General features: G+C 42.8%; 18 protein-coding genes. 15 read left to right on the forward strand and 3 right to left on the reverse strand.

The window, feature by feature from the left end; translation table 11 throughout:
• Positions 1-48 precede the first annotated feature (48 nt).
• Genes ACBP55_RS11675 through ACBP55_RS11695 form a run of 5 tightly spaced genes read left to right on the forward strand, consistent with a single transcriptional unit; the run spans position 49 to position 4,277 of the window.
• Complete coding sequence (locus ACBP55_RS11675) at positions 49-834, forward strand: energy-coupling factor transporter transmembrane component T (protein WP_464651689.1); 786 nt, start codon at positions 49-51, stop codon at positions 832-834.
• Positions 831-1,694, forward strand: a complete 864-nt coding sequence (locus tag ACBP55_RS11680; RefSeq protein WP_464651690.1) for an energy-coupling factor ABC transporter ATP-binding protein — start codon at positions 831-833, stop codon at positions 1,692-1,694. Before ACBP55_RS11675 ends, ACBP55_RS11680 begins: the two co-directional genes overlap by 4 nt.
• On the forward strand, positions 1,681-2,487 hold the full coding sequence (locus ACBP55_RS11685; protein ID WP_464651691.1) for an energy-coupling factor ABC transporter ATP-binding protein: 807 nt from the start codon (positions 1,681-1,683) through the stop codon (positions 2,485-2,487). Before ACBP55_RS11680 ends, ACBP55_RS11685 begins: the two co-directional genes overlap by 14 nt.
• Before the next feature lie 43 nt (positions 2,488-2,530).
• On the forward strand, positions 2,531-3,283 hold the full coding sequence (locus tag ACBP55_RS11690) for a BtpA/SgcQ family protein (RefSeq protein ID WP_464651692.1): 753 nt from the start codon (positions 2,531-2,533) through the stop codon (positions 3,281-3,283).
• Between the two features lie 49 nt (positions 3,284-3,332).
• On the forward strand, positions 3,333-4,277 hold the full coding sequence (locus ACBP55_RS11695; RefSeq protein ID WP_464651693.1) for a carbohydrate kinase family protein: 945 nt from the start codon (positions 3,333-3,335) through the stop codon (positions 4,275-4,277).
• A 216-nt stretch (positions 4,278-4,493) separates the two neighbouring features.
• Here ACBP55_RS11695 and ACBP55_RS11700 read toward each other — a convergent pair whose 3' ends face one another.
• Genes ACBP55_RS11700 through ACBP55_RS11710 form a run of 3 tightly spaced genes read right to left on the reverse strand, consistent with a single transcriptional unit; the run spans position 4,494 to position 8,225 of the window.
• The gene (locus ACBP55_RS11700; protein ID WP_464651695.1) at positions 4,494-5,591 is read right to left on the reverse strand and encodes a Ger(x)C family spore germination protein; all 1,098 of its coding nucleotides are present in this window, start codon (positions 5,589-5,591) and stop codon (positions 4,494-4,496) included.
• A 38-nt stretch (positions 5,592-5,629) separates the two neighbouring features.
• On the reverse strand, positions 5,630-6,718 hold the full coding sequence (locus ACBP55_RS11705; protein ID WP_464651696.1) for a GerAB/ArcD/ProY family transporter: 1,089 nt from the start codon (positions 6,716-6,718) through the stop codon (positions 5,630-5,632).
• Complete coding sequence (locus tag ACBP55_RS11710; RefSeq protein ID WP_464651698.1) at positions 6,696-8,225, reverse strand: spore germination protein; 1,530 nt, start codon at positions 8,223-8,225, stop codon at positions 6,696-6,698. The genes ACBP55_RS11705 and ACBP55_RS11710 overlap by 23 nt, the downstream gene beginning before the upstream one ends.
• Before the next feature lie 291 nt (positions 8,226-8,516).
• Here ACBP55_RS11710 and ACBP55_RS11715 point away from each other — a divergent pair, with 291 nt between their 5' ends.
• From ACBP55_RS11715 to ACBP55_RS11760, 10 genes are read left to right on the forward strand one after another with little or no spacing between them, the layout of a single operon-like run.
• Positions 8,517-9,623: an ABC transporter substrate-binding protein gene (locus ACBP55_RS11715; protein ID WP_464651700.1), complete on the forward strand. Its 1,107-nt coding sequence runs from the start codon at positions 8,517-8,519 to the stop codon at positions 9,621-9,623.
• 29 nt (positions 9,624-9,652) lie between these two features.
• Entirely contained in the window at positions 9,653-10,501 is an 849-nt protein-coding gene (locus ACBP55_RS11720; protein WP_464651702.1) for an ABC transporter permease, read from the forward strand.
• Entirely contained in the window at positions 10,498-11,307 is an 810-nt protein-coding gene (locus tag ACBP55_RS11725) for an ABC transporter permease (protein WP_464651704.1), read from the forward strand. Before ACBP55_RS11720 ends, ACBP55_RS11725 begins: the two co-directional genes overlap by 4 nt.
• Positions 11,304-12,326 (forward strand): ABC transporter ATP-binding protein, encoded by a 1,023-nt coding sequence (locus ACBP55_RS11730; protein ID WP_464651706.1) that lies wholly within the window; start codon positions 11,304-11,306, stop codon positions 12,324-12,326. The genes ACBP55_RS11725 and ACBP55_RS11730 overlap by 4 nt, the downstream gene beginning before the upstream one ends.
• Before the next feature lie 15 nt (positions 12,327-12,341).
• A complete protein-coding gene (locus tag ACBP55_RS11735) occupies positions 12,342-13,133 on the forward strand; it encodes a DeoR/GlpR family DNA-binding transcription regulator (protein ID WP_464651708.1) in 792 nt (263 codons plus the stop codon).
• On the forward strand, positions 13,130-13,888 hold the full coding sequence (locus tag ACBP55_RS11740) for an HAD family hydrolase (RefSeq protein WP_464651709.1): 759 nt from the start codon (positions 13,130-13,132) through the stop codon (positions 13,886-13,888). The genes ACBP55_RS11735 and ACBP55_RS11740 overlap by 4 nt, the downstream gene beginning before the upstream one ends.
• A complete protein-coding gene (locus ACBP55_RS11745; RefSeq protein WP_464651711.1) occupies positions 13,888-14,229 on the forward strand; it encodes a DMT family transporter in 342 nt (113 codons plus the stop codon). Before ACBP55_RS11740 ends, ACBP55_RS11745 begins: the two co-directional genes overlap by 1 nt.
• Entirely contained in the window at positions 14,229-14,543 is a 315-nt protein-coding gene (locus ACBP55_RS11750; protein ID WP_464651713.1) for a DMT family transporter, read from the forward strand. The genes ACBP55_RS11745 and ACBP55_RS11750 overlap by 1 nt, the downstream gene beginning before the upstream one ends.
• A gap of 31 nt (positions 14,544-14,574) precedes the next feature.
• Positions 14,575-14,763 carry a hypothetical protein gene (locus ACBP55_RS11755; protein ID WP_464651715.1) on the forward strand — a complete coding sequence of 63 codons (189 nt, stop codon included), beginning with the start codon at positions 14,575-14,577 and terminating at the stop codon, positions 14,761-14,763.
• A complete protein-coding gene (locus ACBP55_RS11760) occupies positions 14,751-15,524 on the forward strand; it encodes a sugar phosphate isomerase/epimerase family protein (RefSeq protein ID WP_464651717.1) in 774 nt (257 codons plus the stop codon). The genes ACBP55_RS11755 and ACBP55_RS11760 overlap by 13 nt, the downstream gene beginning before the upstream one ends.
• The last annotated feature ends 220 nt before the right edge of the window (positions 15,525-15,744 follow it).

A 15,744-nucleotide genomic window follows, 5' to 3' on the forward strand; every position in this document is an offset into this window, starting at 1 on the left:
TGAATCATTGACTCCCTGCCCTTTTTCAAGTGAAAGGAGAGATATATAGTGGATTATGAATTTATAAATTCTTTTAAAAAGCCGCAGCTCACAGGCAATTGGTTATTGGATCTCAATCCAATAAGTAAATTTAATATTTTAATTGCAGTGGCGATTGTCTCCATCATTTCGAAAAGCTGGCAAGTGAGCGTTTGTATTATTGTTTTATATTTTCTATTAGCTGTCCTTACTGGTACCTTGCAACGTTTTTCAAAGGTGTATGTAAAACTAGGATTGCTAATCGGGTCTATGCTTTTTGTCATGAGAGCTATGTTTATCCCAGGCCAGTCGTCATTATTTAAGCTTTGGGTTTTTAATATTACACAAGAAGGAATCAATCAAGGAATTTGGTTTTCAACCTTAGTCGTGTCTCTATGCGGAGCGTTCGTACTGTATAGCTGCGTAACAAGAGCTAAGGATCTCATGTATGCGCTTGAGAAAATAGGTGCGCCACATGCTACCTCCTATATTATTCTTGCTTCTTTCCAATCCATCATCGATCTTGGAGACAAGGCCAAGTTAATCATGGACTCTCAGAGAGCGAGAGGGATTGAAACGGAAGGGAATATATGGCGACGGATTAAAGCATTTCTTCCGATCATGGCTCCACTTGTTCTAGGAGCCGTTACAAGTACAGAAGAAAAAGCAATTGCTATGGATGCCAGAGCTTTCTCGGCGCCTGCAAAAAATACGCATTTGAGCACCCTTCGTAAAGTTCCAGGGGGCGAAAAGGTCTTGGTCGGTCTGGTAAATATGGCTCTCATTCTGTTTGTCATTTGGAGGTTTATTTTATGAAAGATATAGAGTTAAAGAATGTTTCATATAAATATCCTCTTAGTGATACCTTAGCCCTAAAAGATATTAACTTTACCTTTGAAAAAGGGAAGTTCTATGGCATTATCGGATCAAACAGCAGCGGAAAAACGACACTATGCAACCTTGTCAGAGGACTAATTCCACACTTTTATCAGGGTGATCTTACCGGAGAGATTTTGATTGAAGGAAAAGATGTGCGCGTGTGGGAAAGCCATTTATTATCCACAAGAATTGGTTATATTTTTCAAAATCCTTTTACTCAAATAAGCGGCGTTAAAGAGACCGTCTTTGAAGAAATTGCATTAGGGCTTGAGAATCTTGGATTTGAAAAAGAAGAGATGATCGATAAGGTTATAGAGGTTGTAAAATTGCTTAAAATTGAGGATTTAATCAAGAAGAATCCCAATAATCTTTCTGGAGGCCAACGTCAAAGGGTAGCCTTTGGATCCATTATCGCGATGAATAATGACATTCTCGTTATTGACGAACCGACTTCACAGCTTGATCCAGAAAGTACTTCGGATGTATTTGAGATCATAGATATGCTGAAGGAGCAGGGGAAGACCATTTTGCTAGTGGAGCATAAAGTTGACTTGATTGCTGAGTATTCGGATGAGGTTTTGGTCATGAATAAAGGACAAATTGTTGCTAGCGGAACACCTGCAGAGGTTTTTTCCAATAAGGAATTATTGGCAATGGGAGCAGCCATTCCACAAGTTTCTTTACTCAGTCATGATATGAAAAGGCTAAATAAGCCTTTTGATTATATTGCAATCACAAAATCACAGGCGGAAGAGCAAATAAGGAAGAAGATGGGGTGTGTAAATGGGGGCCATTGAATTCAGAAATGTGACATTTGCCTATCCAAACGGATACATCGCCAATGAAAATCTTAACCTCCGCATCGAGAGTGGTGAAAGAGTAGCCATTGTTGGTCAAAACGGGGCAGGCAAGACGACGGCAGTCAAACTCATGAATGGATTAAATAAGCCAACCAAAGGCGATGTCCTTGTTGATGGGATCAATACAAAAGATAAAACGACTGCACAAATTTCAGCCTCTGTTGGGTATGTTTTTCAGAATCCGGATGATCAAATTTTTAACAGTAATGTGAAGAAAGAAATTGAATACATGCTGCACTATGTAAAGATGGACCCCAAAGAGATTGATCGCCGTGTAGATAAGGCTGTTGATCTTACAGGAATTAGGGACTATTTACACATGAATCCGTATGATGTTCCTTATTCAACGCGAAAGTTCATATCGATTGCTGCAATTCTAGCCATCGAAACACCTTATATTATTTTGGATGAGCCGACTGCCGGTCAGGATCTGGATGGAATTAAAGCTCTCTCCAGACTTATGAATGTTTTGCAGGATGGGGGCAAGAGTGTGATTACGATCACCCATGATATGGAGTTTGTTGCGGATAACTTTTCAAGAGTAGTGGCTATGGCAAACAAACAAATTATTGCTGACGGCTCTGCCAAGGATATATTTTGGAATCAAGAAGTAGTAAAAAAAGCGAAGATTAAGAAACCCCAAATTGGAGATCTAGCTAATGATCTAGGCTTAGAAAATAATATTTTATTTAGAAATGAACTTGTAGAGCTATTAACGAATAAATATTGATGATCTATTCATACACACAAATATCAGACAAGAGGTGGAATAAATGATCGTTAAAAAAGGAAGTTTTCTAGATTTATTCAATGTGGATAAACCTGTATTAGCAATGATTCATCTTAAAGGAAATACTAGCGAAGAGAAGCTGGAAATTGCTAAACGAGAAATCGATCAATTGATCGATAATGGGATTAATGCCGTAATCATAGAAAATTATTTTGGCGCTCCAGAAGATGTTGAAGAAGTGCTGAAGTATATTTATAAAGAACGTAAAGACATTATTTATGGAGTAAATGTTCTGGATAATGACCAAAGAGCTTTTGAACTCGCTATTAAATATGAAGCTAAGTTCATTCAGATTGATTCGGTAGCAGGGCATTTGAATACGGAAGATGACGTTAAATATGATGAATTTATTACAAATATGCGTGAACAAACAAACGCATTTGTATTAGGAGGAGTCAGATTCAAGTATCAGCCGTACTTATCTGGGAGATCTTTGGAAGAAGATATGAGAATTGGTTTGAGCAGGTGCGATGGGATCGTAGTAACTGGCACAGGGACAGGCATGGAAACGGATATGGATAAAATCAAAGAGTTTAGAGCCCTAATCGGTGATGATGTTCCGTTAGTTGTTGGTGCGGGATTAACAGCAGAAAATTGTGGCACCCAACTTGCTATTGCTGATGTAGCCCTTGTTGGCAGCTTTCTAAAAGATACTTATAAAGATGATGGGAACGTAGATGTTGAACATGTTAAACATTTTATAGGCGCGGTACAAAAAATACGTCAACAGAGATAATATAAAAGTATTTGATCAATAGATTGAGTTGATATATGCGGGGGTACTTATGAATAAAGATTATTCCTTTTTCGTCGGAGATGTTGCACTTGATGAATATTATAAAGCGCCATTCTGGCCAAAAATAAGAGAAAAAGTACTTGTCGAGACTTTGCAACCACAAATGGGTGGAAGTATCGCAAATGCGGCTTGTGTGTATACGGGATTTAATGAATCCGTCTATTTTCTTTCACTCCTGAACAGTGGAAATATTACACAGATGCTGTGCTCAGATCTACGAAAGCAAGGGATTGACACTCGGTATGTTTTATATGACGATAGCCTGCCTGATGCTAAAAATATTATTATTCTAGCCGAAAATGATCATACTTTATTTATTCCTACATTAGGTATTCAGCATATTGAAATTACGCCTGAGATCTTAGATGCAATGTGCAGCGCTAAGTATGTATATACAACGATCGTAGAAATAAAGCCTTTGCGCTGCGGTAATATGAATGCAATGGATATTATTAAGAAGATTCGAGCATCAGGCGCTAAAATGGTTTACGACCTTGACGTGTGTAATATCGACGAGGGCGACGAAATATTCTTCGAAGAAATGGATATCCTCTTTTTTAACAAGGTTGGATTTGATGTGTACAGAAAAGGTGTATCGCATGAGGAAGCCGTTTTGCAATTGTTGAGCTATGGCACGGAAATTGTAGTCGTAACTTTAGCAGAGGATGGCTGCCTTGTTTACACGAAGGATCAACATATTCAAGTACCAGGAATTCCGGTTGATGTTGTAGATGTTACAGGTGCAGGGGATACATTCTGTAGTTCCTTTATTTACGCTATGAATAAAAGTAATGATTTGGGCTTGGTGGCGAATTTTGCCAATGCAGCGGCTGCTCGAGCTGTTACCATCATGGGAGCGCGCGCGGGAATTGCCACAAGCCAAACCGTATTTGATTTCATGAAAGAAAAAGGACTAGAAACAAATCTGGAATAGGTACGTACATCTCCTTGTCCTCATAGCCAAAGCTGAGAGGCAAGGGGATTTTTTTGGTCGAAATCGTACAAGCAAGAAGTCAAAAACGGAGTAGAGAGTGACCAGCGCAGTCACTATAATAAATATATTATTCATGTAAATAGGAGAAGCCAGCATACTGCTGGCTTTTTTAATTCGTGCACTCTAATGTTTCAAGATCGCAGGCGGATGTCCAGGTTAACTAATAATCCCTTTCTTTGTGATTTCTACCTGAACCTCAGTAACAAAATTTACTTTTTGGTAGTTGCTCTCCCAGATTTCCTTTTGCTTCTTCCAAATATCGGGATGGAACGCCATTAGTTGTCGGCCGATACCTAATCCGTCGCAGCGGGCTTTTTGCATTTTCTCAAGCGTTTCTTCTGCCAGATGGGTCATCTCTTTAGTAAGAAACTGGTCTAGTTGTGAGACCAGTTTTTTATCATTTAAGTGATCTTTCGGATATTCATCGATACTTATTTTCCATTTTAATTCCAGCTTAACCATAATTTTATCGCCCGATTGAGTCAGTATTTTCATTTTTCGCTTTGTTTTTTCTACATTAAAGGTAATAAAGTCATGACCGCTTTGATGCCCCTTATGACTACTTAATTTTCTAGTGAATCTCGCTACTTTCCCCTTATTGTCCTTCAAAAATAAATACATGGTAGATTCATCAGGGCTCAGTGTCCCTGTAAATTTCTGATTATGAAACATGGCAATTCGCGAAACGTCGACTCGTTTCCCTTTTTCCGTGAGAAATGGAAGAACAAAATCCTCTCCGGGGTCCATCATGACAGGGTAAATCGTTTCAATGGTCACCTTAGGAACGGATGTCGTTTCTTCTTTGCTCTTGATTAGTTCATCAATTTCTTCTCCTATTAAGATATTCCCTACCTTTTTAAGAGAAAGTATGTCCGCCGCTTTTCCTTGCACCACCCCGAACCTCGCATTTAAAGCGCTCTTAGGGTCGCGGTAAAAAATATCGAGTATCGGATAAATATCTTGTTTGGCCTGTTCTTCTCCAATGAGAATTACGCGATTTCTGTAAGTACGAAGATGCCGGGATACCTTATCATCCGCTTTATCTCGGACTTCTCTTGCCGTATTGCCGACCGTGAAAATAATATCATTTTTAGGGCTCTGTTGTTCGCTTGCGGGCATGTCTCGTATAACAAAGGTGGCTTGAAGCTTTCCGTTCGGCGCGAGATCGAACCCTTCTGCATAAAGCAAACGGGCATTCTGTAAAAGATCTTGATCCCAACATCCAGTCATCCATAAAAGAACACAAATAACCACGCTTGAAAAGCAGCTCCTTTTCACCCGTTTCATCCGGTTTATACCATCCTTTTTCTAGTAAGATAAGAGAAGATAAGAAGAATCAAAGGAAGCCCAACTATAAGCGTATAGTGAGAAATCTTATTCATGCGATCGTAAAAGTCGGTGATCGAAGGATTTTGAGCAATCATAGCCAGGATAAATAGAATGACTGCGGCATAGGGGACAGCCTTTTTATGTTCTCCCCGGTGAAAGAGGTTGCCCAAACCTATTGTTGCCATGAATAACCAAGAGACAATGGCAGTGCTGACAACAAAAACCCATAAAGATAAAAAAATTAAATCGATCCGCTGAATGATCTGGAAAGAAAAACCTTTCAGCATATACAGTAAAGGTTCTTGAACGGAGGGCATGACCGCAGGGCTGAATATAATTAAACTTGTAAACACCTCAAATGTGTAAAAAAGTGTAATTAACATATTCCCTAAAGAAGCTGCCTTTAATTTCCCGCCGCTCTTCCCTTCAACGAATGGATAAATCACCAATATCACTTCATACCCAACCATAGGAAACAATGCCTCATTCGCAGCTTCGATGATTTTTCCCCATCCAGCTTCAGTAATAGGAAATATATAGCTGAAGTTCACATTGGCATAACCGAGCATGGATAGTAACACCATGACTATGATCGTTAACGAAGAGATGACAAACAGTCTGGCAATCACTCTAAGATTTTCTTTAACCAAATACATACAGGTGAGGAGAGTGAGAATTAATAACGCCCATCTAGGCGTGCTTTGGAGCACCCACTTTCCCACGACATCGGCAAATACGGCTAAGACCATTCCCCCGGATAATAGAAAGTAGCCGATATAAACAAAGCCAAGCAGATTCCCCAAAATATTGCCGGCGATTTTGGGCAAAAAACCGTAGATTGTATCGGATGGATAACGCCTGCATAGCGCCCATAGAATCAAAATAATCACTTGTACGGCCAATCCGGCGATTAATGTTGATATCCATCCTCCTCCCTTGGCGATAGCCTGCATTTTATGAGGAAGCGATAAGATGCCAACCCCCACTTGAGACTGAATGACAAAAAACATAAATTGTCCCTGTGTAATTCTACTCTTTTCCGGGATCATCATGTTCCCACCTCCTTGAATTTTTTTCTTGAGTTAATTTTCTAGGATGCGGGTCATGAGGACGCTGATTCAAGCTCCAGATTGGAAAACGTGCTAATGCATCTTTCAAATCTTTGATTCGAAGCGGCATTACCGGCGCAAAATAGGCTGAACCGAAGCACTCTAATTTACATAAGTGAATTAAGATAAATATCAAGCCGTACATGATACCGATCAAGCCGAACAACGAGGCCAGAATCATGAGAGGGAAACTCAGGATGCGAGTGGCTGTACTTATTTCACTAGACGGGGCAACAAAGGACGAAATAGCGGTTAAAGCGACTACGATCACCATGGGATATGAAACCAATCCGGCTCGAACTACCGATTCACCGATAACCAGGCCGCCTACAACGCTGACGGTTTGACCTACTCGGTTCGGCAAACGAACCCCCGCTTCTCTCAGCACCTCTAAGGTAATTTGCATTAGTAAAGCCTCCACAATAGGTGGAAATGGAACTCTGTCTATGCTGCCTTTTACGGTATAAATCAAATTTGATGGGAGAATTTCTGGATGATAGCCAATAATCGCAATATATAAAGCAGGTACGAGAGATGCGATGATAAAGCTCACCAAACGAATCAAACGTATGAACGAACCGACCATCCACCCGCTGTGATAATCATCCGGGCTTTGATAAAAGGCAAAGAAAGTCACTGGCACTATCAGCGCAGTCGGGTCTCCATCAGATAAAATAACGACACGGCCTTCCATGAGATGAGCTGTCGCCCGATCCGGTCTTTCCGTAAATAAGATTTGTGGAAATAGAGAAAATGGGTTGTCTGCAATCAACTCGGTAATGAATCCTGGAGAGATCGTGGTATCCATAGCAATGGAACCGAGTCGATGATCCACTTCTTTGATCAAATCCGGATTTGCCAGATCCTGCATATAGAGAAGAGCCAACTTTGTTTTGGTTGCCTTTCCAACCTGGTAATACCGAACAACCAAGTTCGGATTTTCAATACGCTTTCGAACCAGATACAGATTCGTGATAAGGTCCTCGATAAAGCCATCATGGGCGCCGCGAACGACCCCTTCATTCACTGGCTCTGATATATTCCGTTTATAATTTGCTGTTACATCGATAATAAAGGCTTCTACTTTACCTTCAAATAACAATAAGCATTTCCCTTGAACTAAGGCGTGTGGCACCTCGCTCAGATCCGATGTTTTCGTAATCTCCATAGAAGTAATGATTTCATCCACGGTTCCTGCTTTTTTTTCTTCTATAGGCTGAATAATTTCTATTTGAATTCTCTGTTGATCAGACAGGGATTCTAAAAAGACGATAAGACCATCTAATTGATTAAACTTAATACTCCGGTATTTCAGATCACCCGAATGAAACAATTGGTTTTGAATGTATTCCATATTTTTTTGCAATTGGGGAGATACACTCATTTTCATTTGTGCCTTTTTTTCTATTTCGTGATTGTTCGACAACAATTTCCTTATGAGATTCCTCATTCGACTCCATCCAAGTACATTCCAATTTTTATTAATTTAACCATTTAAGTGAGCATTATTCCGACAGGGCTATGAATTGGAAACGTACAATAGCGAATACATGAAATAAACGACAGCTTCACAAACTTTAAAGGTTACTTTTCCCATGATGAGATCGGGCGAAAAGTAGTCTTTTTTTCTTTACAAAACATTTACACCTATTTGATTTGTGGTTAACGTTGCGATTGTACAATTTACTTGTACCTGAAAACAACAAAAACGCACAAATACCCAAATACGGAGGGACTTATTATGAAAAAACATCTATCATTGAAATCAGCCCTGATCATTAGTGTGATGGCTCTGAGTATGACTGCCTGCGGCGCGCCTCAACAATCCGCTCCTGCGACCAGTACTCCGGTTCCGGCCAAAGAACAGACTTTGGAAGAAATTCAAAATCTGGCGAAGCAGGAAGGCAAGGTTGTCAGTGTCGGGATGCCCGATGACTGGGCCAACTGGAAAGAAACCTGGGGCAATATTACCTCCAAATACGGATTAACGCATTCGGATACGGATTTAACAAGCTCAGAGGAAATCGCCAAATTTGACGCTGAAAAGAACAATCCAACGGCGGATATCGGAGATGTAGGGATGGCATTCGGACCGATCGCCATGCAAAAAGGCGTGACCATGCCGTATAAAACGTCTTACTGGAACGAAATTCCGGACTGGGCGAAGGATAAGGACGGCCACTGGCTGGTTGATTATCAAGGTACAATCTCCGTGCTTGTCGATAAAACGCAGGTGAAAAATCCGCCGAAAACATGGGCAGATATTGAAAAAGGCGATTATAAAGTTCAGATTCCGGATGTCACAAAGTCATCGCAAGCGCAAATGGGCGTACTGGCAGCGGCGGTCGCGCATGGAGGCAATGAGGGCAACATTCAGCCTGGATTGGACTTCTTTGCGAAATTGGCCAAGCAGAACAGATTGGTTACGAAAGATGTAACCAACGCCGATTTGGAGAAAGGTGAAGTGCAAGTTGCGATTTTGTGGGATTTTGTGTCGCTTGGTTTTAAAGACCAAATCGATCCGAATCGTTTTGACGTGAACATCATGCAAGAAGGCAGCATCATCGGGGGATACACTACCATCCTTAACAAGTATGCACCTCATCCGAACGCCGCGAAGCTTGCCCGCGAATATATTTTGAGCGACGAGGGACAGATCAACCTGGCCAAAGGCTATGCACGTCCGATTCGCAGTAACGTCAAATTGCCGGAAGATGTCGCCAAGAAGCTGATTCCGGGCGAACAGTATCGAAATGCGAAACCGATCACGGATTTTAAATTATGGGATGAAACATCCAAAAAAATTCCGCAGCTGTGGCAAGAACAAGTTTTGGTTAACATCAAGTGACGGATTAAAAAGAAGTGAGGTTTGTCCGAATGAATCACAAAGTCACGCTGCTCGCCTTCATTGCTCTGCTTCCGTTTACCCTGCTGATTGTCGGGTTCGAGCTGCTGCCTCTGATTGCCATGGTCCGCGACAGCTTTCTTGCGGATGACGGGATCACATATACGTTTAAGCAGTATTTAACAGCTTTGACCAACCCTTATTATACGAAAGGAATGCTAAACAGCCTGCTCATTTCTGTATATGCCAGCTGCATCGGTATTGCGATCGCAATCGCCGCCTCATATTCCATGACGCGAATGCCTTCTAAGATTCAGTCCATGCTGGTGACCTTCTCCAATTTGACTTCCAATTTTTCCGGCGTGCCGCTAGCCTTTGCTTTCATCATTTTGCTCGGCAACAGCGGAGTTTTTACGCTCCTATTCAAAGAATGGGGTTGGAACATTACAGGATCGTTCAATCTATACAGTTGGAGCGGTTTAGTGGCTGTGTATGTATATTTCCAGGTGCCTTTAGCCATTCTGATGCTTTATCCGGCCTATTCAGGTATTCAAAGACAGTGGCGGGAATCCGCCGCGTTGCTTGGCGCATCGGCCTTCCAATTTTGGCTGCGAATCGGATTCCCTGTTATTATTCCCAGCGTGGTCGGCACGTTCAGCATTCTTCTCGCCAACGCCATGGGCGCTTATGCAACAGCCTATGCTTTAGTAGGGGGCAGCTATAATTTGCTGCCTATCCGCATCGGCGCGCTTGTAGCCGGAGATGTTGCCACAAGACCGCAACTCGGCAGCGCTTTGGCCGTCATTTTAGGATTGATGATGGTCATGGCGATGTGGTGTAATGAACGTATGATGCGACGGTTCAGGAGAGATTTGCGATGAAGAAAAAATGGCTGCACACGATGATCATTTCGGTGACTTTTCTATATCTCTTCCTGCCGCTTGCGGCAACGTTCTTGTATTCGATCGCCAAAGAATGGCATCACACGATTCTCCCGGTATCCTATACGTTCAGCGCGTATGAGAATTTGTATACGGATCCCCGATTTTTACAAGCAGTCGGGCGTACGCTTCTCGTTTCTGCAATTACACTTGTTCTAAGTGTAGTTACCATGTCGATTGCCATCTTTGTTGTGTTCTTGTATTTGCCTAAAATGGAGCGTGTCCTACAAGCGCTTGTCATGATCCCCTTCGCTGTTCCGGGGGTGGTCGCGGCCGTTGGATTAATTAAGGTGTATTCAAGCGGGCCGATCGTATTGTCCGGGACGATATGGATCTTAATCGGAGCGTATTACGTAATGGTTCTTCCCTATATGTATCAAGGAATTCGAAACAACTTGCGAACGATTGATGCCAAAAGGCTAATGGAAGCCGCTGAAGTGTTGGGAGCAAGCAAAATCAAGGGTTTCGCACTCGTCATCTTGCCTAACATGGTGACTGGAATGCTCGTTTCCGCTCTATTATCGTTCTCCATTCTGATCGGCGAATTCGTCCTGGCCAATTTTCTCATCGGCGGATATTATGAAACGATCCAAATTTATTTAATGAGACGCTTGAATGAAAACGGCCACTTGGCCAGCAGCATTGTAATTACGTACTTTCTAATGGTAGCGGCCATTTCGTGGTTGATGTTGAGATTGGGTAGACGCTACCGTAGGTTAGATGAAATCAAGGAGAAGGTATCATGAGCTACGTCCAAATCGATCAAGCGTTGAAGCAATACGCGGATTCTACTGTACTGAAGCAAGTATCTCTCCAGATAGAAAAAGGAGAGCTGGTTACCTTGCTGGGACCAAGCGGCTGCGGGAAAAGCACGCTGCTGCGTTCCATCGCCGGGTTGGAAAAGCTGGACGGCGGGACGATCAGCGTTAATGGAAACGATATTTCTCAGCTTCCGCCGCAGCGCAGAAATGTCGGCATGGTTTTTCAATCCTATGCCCTGTTTCCGAACATGACTGTTTTCGATAACATTGCATTCGGTCTGAAAATGAGAAAATGGCCTCGAAAAGAGATAGCCGTTAAGGTCAACCAAGTGATCGAGTTAATCCATATGTCCGATAAAGCATCCTCTTATCCGCATCAATTATCCGGCGGGCAGCAGCAGCGTGTAGCGCTTGCCAGAGGGATCGTCACGGAACCGGATATTCTGCTGCTGGATGAACCTTTAAGCGCTCTTGATGCCAAAATCAGGAAAAACCTGCAAATCGAACTGCGAAACATTCAGCGGGAATTGAAGATGACGATGATATTCGTTACGCATGACCAGGAAGAGGCGATGACGATTTCTGACCGTATTTTCATTATGAATGGCGGAAAAATTGTTCATCAGGGCAAGCCGGAGCATATTTACGCTTCCCCAAAAAACGAATTTGTGGCCCGCTTTATCGGCAGCTATAACGTATTGACGGATCGTGAACTTTCTCGATTAACTGGACAATCTTTCAAGCCCGGAAGCTATGCCATTCGTCCGGAGGTTATGGAGCTGCACCCGCACGATGTGTTGTCCGATCAGCAGGAGCCTGGCCTATGGCTTGAAGGGATCGTGAAGAGTATGACGGTTCGCGGCAATGTGCGCCGCTATGAGATTCAAGCACAAGATATAAATCTATCGGTGGATGAGCTGAATGTTCCCCATAAAAGCGCTGTTGATGAGGAATTGTTCATTAAGGTGTGGATTCCGGCGTCAGCGTGCAACTTGTTAGAATAGAGGAGGGTGTTGGTCATGTCGGTTTTGTCGTTAGAGAGAAAAAACTTTATTCTTGATCGCTTACAAGCTTACGGCAAAGTGAACGCGGCTGAATTAGCCAAACTGATGGACGTTTCAATGGAAACCGTCCGGCGCGACCTTGATATGCTGGAGAAGGAAGGACTTCTCAAACGTGTGCATGGCGGAGCTGTCAAAATTAATTTTCAACTGGGTGAACCGTCGTTCTATCAACGCAAAGATGTTAGTCTGGAAAACAAAAAGAAAGTGGCTCAGAAAGCCGCGCAACTGGTAAGAGACGGAGATACGATCGTCATGGGAGGAGGAACCACGATCCTTGAAATGGCGCACGCTCTCCGCGGCGTCAATAAGGTCACCATTTTGACGAATTCGGTACCTACGTCGCATACGCTATTGGATTCTTTAAATCAGGGTTTATTTCACGGAAAAGTGATTCTGTTAGGCGGGGAATTGAATGAAGAGCAGTATTCAACGAGTGGATCTGTTTGTGAAAAAATGCTGGATCTGTTTTGTGTAAATAAAGCTTTTATTTCGCCGGGAGGCATCTCCCTTTCGGGTGTTATGGAATATACGCTGGAAGAATCGTCGATTTCGGCCAAGATGATTCAGGTGGCGAAAGAAAAAATTATTCTTGCGGATCATGGCAAAATCGGTGCTGAAGCATTGTGCAAATTCGCGCAGCTTGACCAGATCAACGTGATCGTTTGCGACCAACAAGCGCCGCAATCGTGGAACTCTTCTTTGGAGAATATCGAATGGGTTACAGCGGATGAGGAGATTGTCAAGTGAAACAGATTAAAGGAATTTTATTTGATAAAGACGGAACTTTAATGGATTTTTATTCCAGTTGGGTCTTGGTGGCTACGCAGCTAGCGGATCGTTTGCTTGAAAAGCTAGAAATCGCCAATTGCCGGGAGTTGAAGGACGATTTGCTCATTTCTATCGGGCTTCATGACAATAAAGTAGATCCGAGGGGGTTTCTGGCCAGCGGCACTACACAGGATATATACGGGGCGTTTGTTCAGAAGCTGACGAAAGCGGATGTAAGTCAGGAGAAACTGGACGGGCTGGATGTTTGGATGACAGATGAGCTTTACAGCTTGACCAAAGCCAATCGGGACCATCTAAAGCCGACAGCGGATTTGCCGAATTTACTGGATCGGCTTCGCCGGCATGGTATTAAAATGGGCATCGCAACTGCGGATGATCGGGATTCTACGAAGTTCTTTTTGGATAAAATCGGCATTCAAGGTTATTTTGATTTTATCGGAACATCGGATTATTTCGAGAAAAAACCGAATCCAAACATGATTCAAGCATTTTGCGAGATTGCGAAAATCAGCGCGGAAGAAGTGGCTGTCGCCGGTGATACGATTGTCGATCTTCAATTTGCGAAGAACGGTTCGGCGGGACTTGCGATCGGTGTTCTCTCCGGTGTTAGCGGAACAGCCGAGTTAAGCGGATTCGCTGATCTCATCATAAATTCAGTCGGGGATATCGTTACGGAGAACGGCGACTTGATTTGGAAGAAGATGCAAATCTGATGAAGCGGGATTGGACTTATGTGCTGATTGCGAGTATTTTCGAGGTTGGCTGGGTAACCGGATTGAAGCATGCGGATAGTTGGTGGTCATGGGTAGGAACTTTAACGGCGATTTATATTACTTTTGACATGCTGATTCGTTCCTCAAAAAAGCTGCCCGTCGGAACGGTCTATGCGGTTTTCACCGGACTCGGTACTTTTGAGACCGTCATCGTCGAGATGCTCGTGTTTGGAGAACCGTTTAGCTGGGCTAAAATAGCACTCATTCTATTATTGCTGACCGGTGTTATCGGGCTCAAAATGATAACGAAACAATCCGAGAAGGAAGGGGCCGTGGCGTAGTGGGCTGGATTTGCTTAATTCTCGCAGGCGCTTTTGAGATTGTGGGGGCTGTGAGTCTGAACAAACTGAGCAAAAACAAAAGTTGGAAGACAGTTATCCTGCTGGCCGTCAGCTTCTCATTAAGTTTCTTTCTGCTGTCCCAAACGATGAAAACCATTTCGATGGGTACGGCATATGCGGTTTGGACAGGAATAGGAACGGTAGGAAGTACGCTGATCGGCATGTTCATATACGGCGAATCGAAAGATTGGCGGCGGTTATTGTTTATTAGCATGGTCGTTATCGCTGCCATTGGATTAAAGCTGTCGGCGTAATAAGGATGTCATTGGATATGGAGGAGAGATTATGAAAATCGGGTTGGAAACTGAAAGTTATCACTTGCAGTTCATTTCTGGCCGCATGGATGTATTTCAATTTATCCGCAAAACAGCCGAATTGGGATTAGACGGTGTCATGCTGAATATTAACCCTTGGCCGGGCTGCCGGGGTGGGGGGTTCTTGAATCATTTGATCCCGAATATTTGGTTGAAGTAAGAAACGAAATCCGGAAATATGGATTTTTTGCTGAGATCGATACGAGCGGTACGGATCCTGACCATCTAACGAAAGTGATAGAAGCCGCTCATCAACTAGGAGCTGACGTCGTTCGGACTTACGCTTGTATAGGCGTTTATGATCCGGATAAATTGAAAAGAGCTCCGCAACATATCAAACAGCTTGTCCCGCTGCTGAAGAAATACAGAATTCGACTGGCAGTAGAAAATCATGAGGAAGAAATTGCGGATGAAGTTATTCAAATCATCAAAGATGTGGACAGCCCTTGGGTTGGCGCGCACTGCGATATCGGTAACGGCATGATGGCATGGGAGGATCCTGTTGCCGCTGTCAGGAAATTGGCGCCGTATGCATTTACGACCCATTTTAAAGACCACATCATTATTCATGACGGCGAGGACTTCCAGGTATGCGGAGTTCCTATAGGAACTGGCAATATTGATACAGAGGAATGTTTCAAAATATTGGTAGAACAATCGACACTTACCCGTATCAATGTGGAAATGTGTTTCCCGTATTCCGTGTCTTTCAAAAGAGAACCGGGAACCGGAGGTGTATTTGAAGTTGGTGAGGGAGCATTTAAAGTTGAAAAGCCTCCTTATGATTTAAATATCATTAGACCCGAGGACTATTATTACCCGACAGAAGAACTTTTGGCAAAAATGATTGAAGATCAAAATAAAGGCGTAGAGCAATCGATTCAATACACGCTGGCATTAAGGGAGAAATATTGCCGTTAAATCCCAGACGTTAGAGGATCCGAATTGCTCGTTTAGGATTATTGTATAGGGGAGAAAAGATGTAAATTGCACGTATGATAGGTGTAAGTTATAGTAGCCTCATTGCATTTGAAGGAAACTTCCAACAATGGAAGAGACGTAGAGCTTAAAGAGGAGCTTATCAGGCTCAGACAAGAAGTGAAAGATGATAGTTGTGATTTTCGATTGGAACAAAGGCTTT

This window comes from Paenibacillus sp. WG02 (genome assembly GCF_055396115.1).